This window comes from Bartonella sp. AC70YNML (genome assembly GCF_042196545.1).
Classification (GTDB): domain Bacteria; phylum Pseudomonadota; class Alphaproteobacteria; order Rhizobiales; family Rhizobiaceae; genus Bartonella.
The window spans coordinates 86,152-94,015 of the sequence record NZ_JBHIQK010000008.1 but is presented as its reverse complement, the minus strand read 5'-3'; the positions used below and the strand labels follow the sequence as shown (position 1 = coordinate 94,015).

The window sequence follows — 7,864 nt, the reverse complement described above, 5'->3', positions numbered from 1 at the left end:
GGAGGGCGTTGGGGGAAAAGGGGTGATGGTAAGTGATAGGCTTATAATAAGCTTGTAATAGGCTTCAATGGGGCTGTTGATCGGAAGTTTGTTATTTTCTGTGAATTTGTAAAATCGTAAAAACGTGGAACTGTAATAGGGTGTGTGGTTGATCAAGGGCTGTGAGGGTTGTGAGAGGGGGATAAGCCCGTGTGAGGAGGAAAAAAATGTTTGGTTTTGGAGCTGTTGATATAAGGACGCTGTTTAGAGGCGTAAAGGAGAGGGATTGTTCGTTCTAAAAGCCTATGATGTAGAGAGTATGAGTTATTCAAGAGGGTGTTTGGGTATGGATAGAGTTTGAAGGGGCACTGCTTCTTTGCAAAGCAGAGGTATTGATCATAAGTTTTGTTTATTCATATGGTTTTTTATGGCATCCAGTACCTGTTGGCTTATCTCCTGATGGGGCAGCCGTCGTAAACCTTTTGGGGTTGTTTTTTGTCCTAATTGAATGGGGATAAAATCAACCTTGTTTTTGCGTGCGCACTCGAGGATTATTTGATCATGCGTGTTGGAACCAAAAATATGAAGAATACATGGTGGTTTAGGCAAAAGAGCTAACTGCTCAATTAATGCGCAGGAAAATGCATGGGCAGGCGAATGAATCCATAATATGCAATATTTTAGATCATGCCATTGCTTCACAGTTTCTAAAAATTGCGCCTTTGATGCCGCACAATCATAATCCAACGACACGCACAACTGTTTGTTGTGCAATGCCTCAAGCTGGACTTTATGGGAAAGAAAGCGTGCAGCAATAATCACTTCTTGCGGCTCTAGTGATTGATACAAAGGAGCAAGCATCCCTGTGCCCCCTACCACTAAATAACGATAGCGCGCCTCTTTTTTTTTCATGCCCCCTCCCTTATTGCTTTAAATCCCACCTCTTTGCTTTAAAAATGTGTACATTTCATCAGCAAGTCTTTCACAACGTGTTTGTACCTCTTCACTTATAACTTTCCAAGTACGACCTTCATCATCTGAGGAAAAATCTTCGTTGGAAGAGGCAATTTGACATTGGAGTGTGTAACCATAAAGCGTGTGCACCACCGGCACTAAATGTTCACAAGGTTGTGCGCATTTTTTGGCCGTACTCCCATGAGAGATAAGTCCAACAGGTTTATTTAAAAAGGCATTATAGGCTAAATTATCAAGAGCATTTTTTAAAACACCCGAATAAGACCCTTGATAAACGGGGCTTGCTAGAATAACACCATCAGCCGCTGCAATGGTTTTTACAAACTCACGGACTGCTGCACTTGGATTAGCCTCAACCTGCTGATGATAATCTGGATCTGTCATTGGCAAGGGATGTTCACGCAAATCAACCCAATGAAGTGATGCACCCCGCTTCATGAGGCAATCCGCTAAATAACTGGCTAAAGTTCTTGTTAAGGAAGGTTGACGCACAGACCCCAAAATAATTGCTATATTCAACAGGATTCTCCTTTATTTTTTTCCCAACAAGCCTATAACGCAAGGCTTATAAAGAATTATGAGTAAAATGATGCGTATCATTATGCTGTCCATAAAGAGCAATTGTGATGGTATCGCATCATCATAGAATCAGTCCATGCTAACAAGATTGTTGACAAAACAACACCTCAAACTTGTAAGGGAATGTTAGTGCTTTCATTAATATTAAAACGCGTGATCTCAAAAATAGCGGCTGTCTCGTGTCTTAGAAGCGTTTTTATGAATATGTTCTGAGCTATTGCCTTGCAAGAACTCTAATGAAATATGGAAGATATCATCGTATTTTGAATGATCATTGAGCTTTTTTAATTGGAATAAGAAAGTTGTTAGATTTTCTCATTTCAAATGCTCTTATTGCGCGATCATTTGCAAATCAATGGAAGTTCCTTTTTTTATGTCTTAAGTGGGGGGCCGAAAACAATGAGAAAAGAATAAAAATGCTTCTGTTTTTTCAAGGGATAAAGGCTATCGTAAAGGCGGGATATGGCTGTTGTTGGGGCAGGGGTGGGGTTGTTGTAGGAGCCTTAGGGTAATGGGGGTGTCTGTGTTGAGGAACGGAGTTATGGCGTGCTTGTTGCAAGGGGAGGGTAAGGCTATTGTAGAGGCCGCAGGGGGGCGTATATGAATGGTGCCGGATTACATTTTTTATTGAAACAATAGGGGTGATAGAGTTTATAGTAAGGAGAATATATTCATGGGGGCGCTATTGTTATCTCTTTCATGGGGGCTGTTCATGAAATGGGGGTGACGCGCGTTGGTTTGCAAGTGTTGAGAGATGTTTCTTGAAAACAAGCACGTGAATTGGCAAAAGTATTGGCAACATAAATATGCAATACGAGTGTTCTCTGAGGTATTCTGTTTGACGACAATGGATGTAATTGTGCTTGAGAGGTTATTCGTGTCCTTATAAAAGTTAGGGACAAACAGTTGCATAAAAGGGAAGAGCAAATGAAGGGGGAAAATTACACGTTTTATAACAAACGGTGCTCTCTTGTTTTTGGAAAATCATTTTGTTCTTATAAAGATCATATTATTATTTGTCTTATTTCTATCCTTATTGGGATAGGTTATAAAGCTCTTTTGATCCCATTAGAATCCAAGTGGTCGTTGAGTGTATCGCAGGATAGCACTCTTTTGTCGCTCTTTGTGATGCGTGAAGTCATCATGGTTGTTGTTGTTGCCTTGATGCCTGTTTTATTGGTGCTTTATCTCATCTTAACGTATTTGTTAAAAAAAATGATTCAGCAGTTAGAAGAGGCTATCCAGCAACGGGGTCACACAACCGATCAACAAAATAATCCGGTAAAAAACAATAGAGAAAGAATAAGCAGTTTTTTTATCGTATATTTTTGGTTGATATTTCTGCTAGATGTCTTTTTTCCTGTGGGTGTTGTCATGCTCATTTTAGAATTTTATTATTTTGTTTTCAAGCGCGTGAGAACGTATTGTAGAGTGAAACGGGAATTAAAACGCATAGGAAAAGAGAGTGACAAGGCGCTTGCGTAGCTATTGTGAGGGGGGAGAGGCACTGTTTGGAAGCTTGTGACACAAGAAAGAGGGGATGGTTGGAAAATCATCAGGCAAAGAGGATAAAGAAGCCTATCAGGTTTGTAATGAGGAAGATGCTCTTAATCATTTGGAAGAGCAACCGCGCTTTTAGAAAGTTGGGGGTTTTTATTGAAAATAAGGGAAGCACCATGCATTGTACTTTTCGTGGTTCTTAAAAGAGCGGGCATGAGATAAAGAAATGCGTTTTTCATAAAAAGGAAGAGCAATGAAGGGGAAAAATTCAGCATTTTATAATGGACTGCGCCATTTTTTCGAAAAAAGTGTTTTTTCTGTGCAAGAGCATGTTGTCATTTGTTTTCTCTCACTCATTATTGAGCTATGGAATAGGATTTTCTTTCTTGAGCTGTGGAACAGGATTTTCTTTCTCTCATCCTTGGATAGCAAAGAGTACAGCATTTTCTCTCTTGAGTTGTGGAACAGGATTTTCTTTCTCCTATCCTTGGGTAGCAATGGGGAACGGACAGGGTGGTGGGATACACCTCTTTTTCTCTCTCTGTATGCGTTTTGGAAAGTTATTATAGTGTGTGTTTTGGTCTTGTTCCCAGTTATGTTGATGCTCTGCATCATATTGTGGCGTTTGTTGGTAAAAAATATTCAAAAATTGAAAGAAATAAACCTGCAACGGGGTAAAATAACCTATCAAAAGGATCGGTATAAAAAAGGCGATAGAGAAAAAAGGAGTGATATGCTTGTCATGATATTTGTTCTCGTGCTTATGTTCGTGACATTGGGGGTTGCTTTTATTCCCATGATGATTTTGGAACTTTATTATGGTGTCTTTAAGCAGGTGAGAACGTATCGCTGTTTAAGAAAAGAACTGAAAAACGTCTTGAAAGAACAGGATACAGCGTTTGAGAAGTCGTGAGAGGGGGAAAAATAATGAAGAAATTATGAGAGATTCAATATTTACAGGGATTGCTCTCTATACCATTTTGCCTCTGAGATGTTTTGGTGCTCTTTATGGGTTGTCCATAAACATTGCTCTAAGGGGCAGTGTTGAGGATGGCATTGAGTGGAAGAAAAGCCGATTATGGATCAGTGTTGATTAAAGGGAATAAGAGCCCGTGGGGTTTAGAGCCTAGAGTGAGCGCTTGAGACTTACTTTATCGTTTGAGTCCTGAGGAAGGAACGGTTTTGCTCGTAGGCGCCGCGCGGTATATGGGTTGTTTTCGTATTTTTAGGAGCCTTGTTCATTCAAGCTTTGAAATGAATCCTATTGAAGTGGGGATGCAGGGTCATTTTCTTGAAAATAGGAGAATTTTTAGGAAGAAAAAGCTGAATTGTGACTATTGTTTATAGATTGGTACGGTTTGAAAATCTTCACTGTTTGAGATGTGAGGAAGGCAAGAGGGGCCAAGGCAGCAGGAATATTATAATTTTTATTATGACGTAAGCCATAACGGCCTGTGTACTTTTCTTTATTCCGGTGGTATTTGGGTTTTGCATCATCAAAATGCGTAAATTGGAAAAAAAGATCCAGAAACGAGAAGAGGCAATCTCTGTGTGAGACAAATAAGCTCTCTGTCACACGGGGCTTTTCAAAGAGTGAGAGGGGAATACATGAAGGAGCAAAATTGGACATCAGAGCAAGAAAAGCATAAAGGAGTGCATTCTTTTTCGCTTCAGCAAGTGTTGCTCTCAGCAAAGGATTATAAAGTTATTTTTGCTATTGCTGTTGTCTTTGTCATCTGGAGAATGGTTCTAGGAATACCAGGTGTATTAAATTGGCAGCTGACAGGGTGGCAATATGTTGTGCATGCCGTTCTCCTTAAAACAACGGACATTATAATGGTCTGTGTCATTATTTTTATTCCGGTTATGTTACGGCTTCGCACCAAAGTGACGGGTGAGTTGTACAAAAATATTCAGAAACTAGACGAAGCGCTCTCTGAGCGAGAGCAAATAAGCTCTCTGTCGCACGGGTTGTGTAAATAGTGAGGGGGGAAAAATGAACAGTGATCCTATAGCTGTACTTCTATTAGATCCCGAGTTCTGGGTATTTATTGTTATTTGCATGATCATTATCATGCTTGTTTTAGCTCTTTATACCTCTGTCTTTAAACGGATGAAAATGAATTTCCAAGTGAAAGGCGCGTTGGAACGCGTGCTTAAAGAAAATGATCTTGCAATGCAGCAGTTTTGGAAAGATGAAGCCGTGCTGCAGAAGAGGCGTTTGCAACTAAAGGAAAAGGAAAAAGAACCCTTTGTCGGTTATGATGATGATGAAATTCTCACGATAGAAAGTGCAACAGCGCTTTTAAAAAGCTTGGGGTGGTCTGTGGACATCGAGGGAAAAGGAGATTATTTGGCAACCCTCTTTTTACCAGATCGCGAAGTGCAGTTTCTTTATAACGAAAAACACGTGGAAGAATTTTCCCCGTTTGATCGCGGGCTTTTAATTATGAGCGGTGTTTTTGCGGCTGCTTGTCAGACGATTAATCCTCATAATTCTGGGGTTTTGCCAACGGTATTTATGAATTTTGTGCCCAATGGATTGGAAATTTTTGAAGAAAAAGTGAGTGCCGCGTGTTTAAAAAAAGCGCTTGAAAAAACTTTAAAATGGACAATGGAAGATGATTCTTTGCATGAAACTTTTCGCTCTCAATATCGTCTTCCTCCTTGGGAAAAAGACTCTTTATCTTGGACACCGAATGATGACATAGAGCTCGCACCTTATGCTTTGCTGCATCTTGCTGCTCTTGCTTTGCTGGGCGATGTGGAGACTTTAGCTTCTTATGACGAAAGTTTTACGGCAGGGAACCAGCTTGGCTTTGATGAAACCATTGAAAAAGTTCATTTGGAACGCGCGATGGTGATCGCTCAAGAAGTGGAAAGGGAAGGAAAGTTCAGTTACGATCTGCTGGAACGGGTTGCTGAGAAGTTGTCCATAGCCATGGACTATCAGCTTTTTAGAGATAGAAACCTTAATTTGTGTAATCAAAAACGAGATTTTCATAAAAAATTAGTTGAGGAGAAAAAACAAGAATTAAGAGAACAAGGATTTGAAGGGGTGAGTGATGAACAGTTCGTGTTTGAAGCAGAGGGGGTAAAACATGCTCCTGATATTACTTATATTAAAGATGGTAAAATCGCATTTATGGATATAAAAATTGATTAGTGTTGTACTCTCCTGTTGAAGAAAAGCGCTCTTATTTAAAAGATGTGAAAGCGCTATGATTGAGACGCTTTCACACCTTTCTTACCAGAGCAAAATAAAGTGTTCGAAAAATCGAGAATAATAGCCAAGATTTTAAAAAATAGACTGAAAATGGCTTGATCCTCAAGAATAGGGGAGAAAAATCAATTATAAATTCGCTCTCTTCTTTAAGACGGTTCTGTTGTTTTGTTAGAAAATGCTCATAAATTAGCGCTTGAATAAGCGCTATGAGGGAAAGCTTCATTGACTCAAGGGGCGCTACGGGGGAGCTATAAAAGAGGGTAGAGCCTAAAAGAGGGTAGAGCCTAAAAGAGGGTAGAGCCTTTGTCATTTGAGATGAGAGGAAGGCAAAAATGCCATTTTTGAGCAGTGTTAAGCTCTTTTGCCTTTGAGGTATTTTTTGTCTTTTTAAGAAGTCCTTGCCAATGAAGCAGCGCTTGTTAAGCTTCAACAGTGTTTCAGTATGGTGATATTGATGTAAAAATTTATGGTATTTTTGTGTTTTTAAGTCTGTTTCATGGAGATCTGGAAGCCAATTCGATGACGTAGGGGATGCATGGTCATTTTCTTGAAAACAGAAGAATTTTGGGAAAAACAAGAAGATTGCGGACCCTTATTAACTAAAGCGCTATGGGAGGGAAGCTAGGGGGTAGAGCCTTTGTCATTTGAGATGTGAGACAAGTAAAAATGGCATTTTTGAAGGCGATGATATTTGGCCAATAAAAATAAAAACACAATAAAAATTAAACTAAAACAAAGGAAAAATTAAACTAAAAAAGGCCCCATTTTATAAAGGGCCTTTTTATTTAAATTTTTACAATATACACAAAATGTATATAACCTTACTTTAAGAACTTTTTGTATCTTATATTTTATTAGCAACAAGTTGTAAGAAATATATAATAAGTGATCCTAAAAAACCAGCTATTGCATTCAATAAATTTTCTGCTTTATCGTATATATCGTTGATGGATGCTTGTTCTGATGCGCTTCTATTACTGACTCTCAGTATATTCAATGTATCCGATGTGTCCCTTACTTGTTTAACAAACTGTAAAGTTGTTTTCTCAATAGTATAAGGAGCAACAATAGGAGAGGGTTGTTTATTGACTATACGATCAGATTTTTGAATCGCGAGAGCTAAACCACTTGTAATAGCCCCAGCTATGAAAAAATATCTGATATTCATAGTTTTTCTCCTATATTTATTTCTATAAATAAATATCGATACGTATCATATATAAATTCGATTTAAATAACTATAGTAAAAATACAACAATCACAAAAAAGAATAAACTTTGTCTAGAAATTGACAAAATTTACCCTTAATTGCCTTAATGAATTCTTTCAGATTCGACTTTATGAAGGCGTAAAAAAGTTTGAAAGCTCTGTAGAGAAGTGGAATCCCATAAGGTGGGTGATACAATAGTTGCTAGCAAACTTCTTTTTGTATCTTTGATCAAGGATTCATAAAAATGAGGGTTCATAAAAATGATATGCGATGAAAGTTGAGTAAACCCCTTGAGGGGAAAGATGCACTCTTTTTGAAGGCTAGAGTGCATCCTCATAGATTGGATGCCTCCTTTGAGGGTCGGAGGTATCCCTTGAGGGGAAGGATGCACTCTT

General features: G+C 38.8%; 9 protein-coding genes. 6 read left to right on the top strand and 3 right to left on the bottom strand.

The window, feature by feature from the left end; all coding sequences use genetic code 11:
* Window positions 1–375: 375 nt before the first annotated feature.
* Together ACFIMU_RS06690 and ACFIMU_RS06685 are read right to left on the bottom strand one after the other, a co-directional pair.
* Window positions 376–891, bottom strand: coding sequence for a short-chain dehydrogenase (locus tag ACFIMU_RS06690; RefSeq protein ID WP_375614465.1), 516 nt, complete (start codon window positions 889–891; stop codon window positions 376–378).
* Between the two features lie 18 nt (window positions 892–909).
* Complete coding sequence (locus ACFIMU_RS06685) at window positions 910–1,473, bottom strand: NADPH-dependent FMN reductase (protein WP_375607079.1); 564 nt, start codon at window positions 1,471–1,473, stop codon at window positions 910–912.
* 987 nt (window positions 1,474–2,460) lie between these two features.
* Between ACFIMU_RS06685 and ACFIMU_RS06680 the strand changes: the two genes are divergently transcribed.
* The 6 genes from ACFIMU_RS06680 (at window position 2,461) to ACFIMU_RS06655 (ending at window position 6,199) form a co-directional block, all read left to right on the top strand.
* On the top strand, window positions 2,461–3,018 hold the full coding sequence (locus ACFIMU_RS06680; protein ID WP_375696921.1) for a hypothetical protein: 558 nt from the start codon (window positions 2,461–2,463) through the stop codon (window positions 3,016–3,018).
* Window positions 3,019–3,419: 401 nt separating this feature from the next.
* Complete coding sequence (locus ACFIMU_RS06675) at window positions 3,420–3,602, top strand: hypothetical protein (protein ID WP_375696920.1); 183 nt, start codon at window positions 3,420–3,422, stop codon at window positions 3,600–3,602.
* Window positions 3,603–3,661: 59 nt separating this feature from the next.
* Window positions 3,662–3,946 (top strand): hypothetical protein, encoded by a 285-nt coding sequence (locus ACFIMU_RS06670; RefSeq protein WP_375696919.1) that lies wholly within the window; start codon window positions 3,662–3,664, stop codon window positions 3,944–3,946.
* Between the two features lie 25 nt (window positions 3,947–3,971).
* On the top strand, window positions 3,972–4,130 hold the full coding sequence (locus tag ACFIMU_RS06665) for a hypothetical protein (protein ID WP_375696918.1): 159 nt from the start codon (window positions 3,972–3,974) through the stop codon (window positions 4,128–4,130).
* Window positions 4,131–4,641: 511 nt separating this feature from the next.
* Entirely contained in the window at window positions 4,642–5,016 is a 375-nt protein-coding gene (locus ACFIMU_RS06660) for a hypothetical protein (protein ID WP_375607075.1), read from the top strand.
* A 13-nt stretch (window positions 5,017–5,029) separates the two neighbouring features.
* Window positions 5,030–6,199, top strand: a complete 1,170-nt coding sequence (locus tag ACFIMU_RS06655) for a DUF6990 domain-containing protein (protein WP_375696917.1) — start codon at window positions 5,030–5,032, stop codon at window positions 6,197–6,199.
* 904 nt (window positions 6,200–7,103) lie between these two features.
* Here ACFIMU_RS06655 and ACFIMU_RS06650 read toward each other — a convergent pair.
* On the bottom strand, window positions 7,104–7,427 hold the full coding sequence (locus ACFIMU_RS06650) for a hypothetical protein (protein ID WP_375615460.1): 324 nt from the start codon (window positions 7,425–7,427) through the stop codon (window positions 7,104–7,106).
* Window positions 7,428–7,864: the final 437 nt, after the last annotated feature.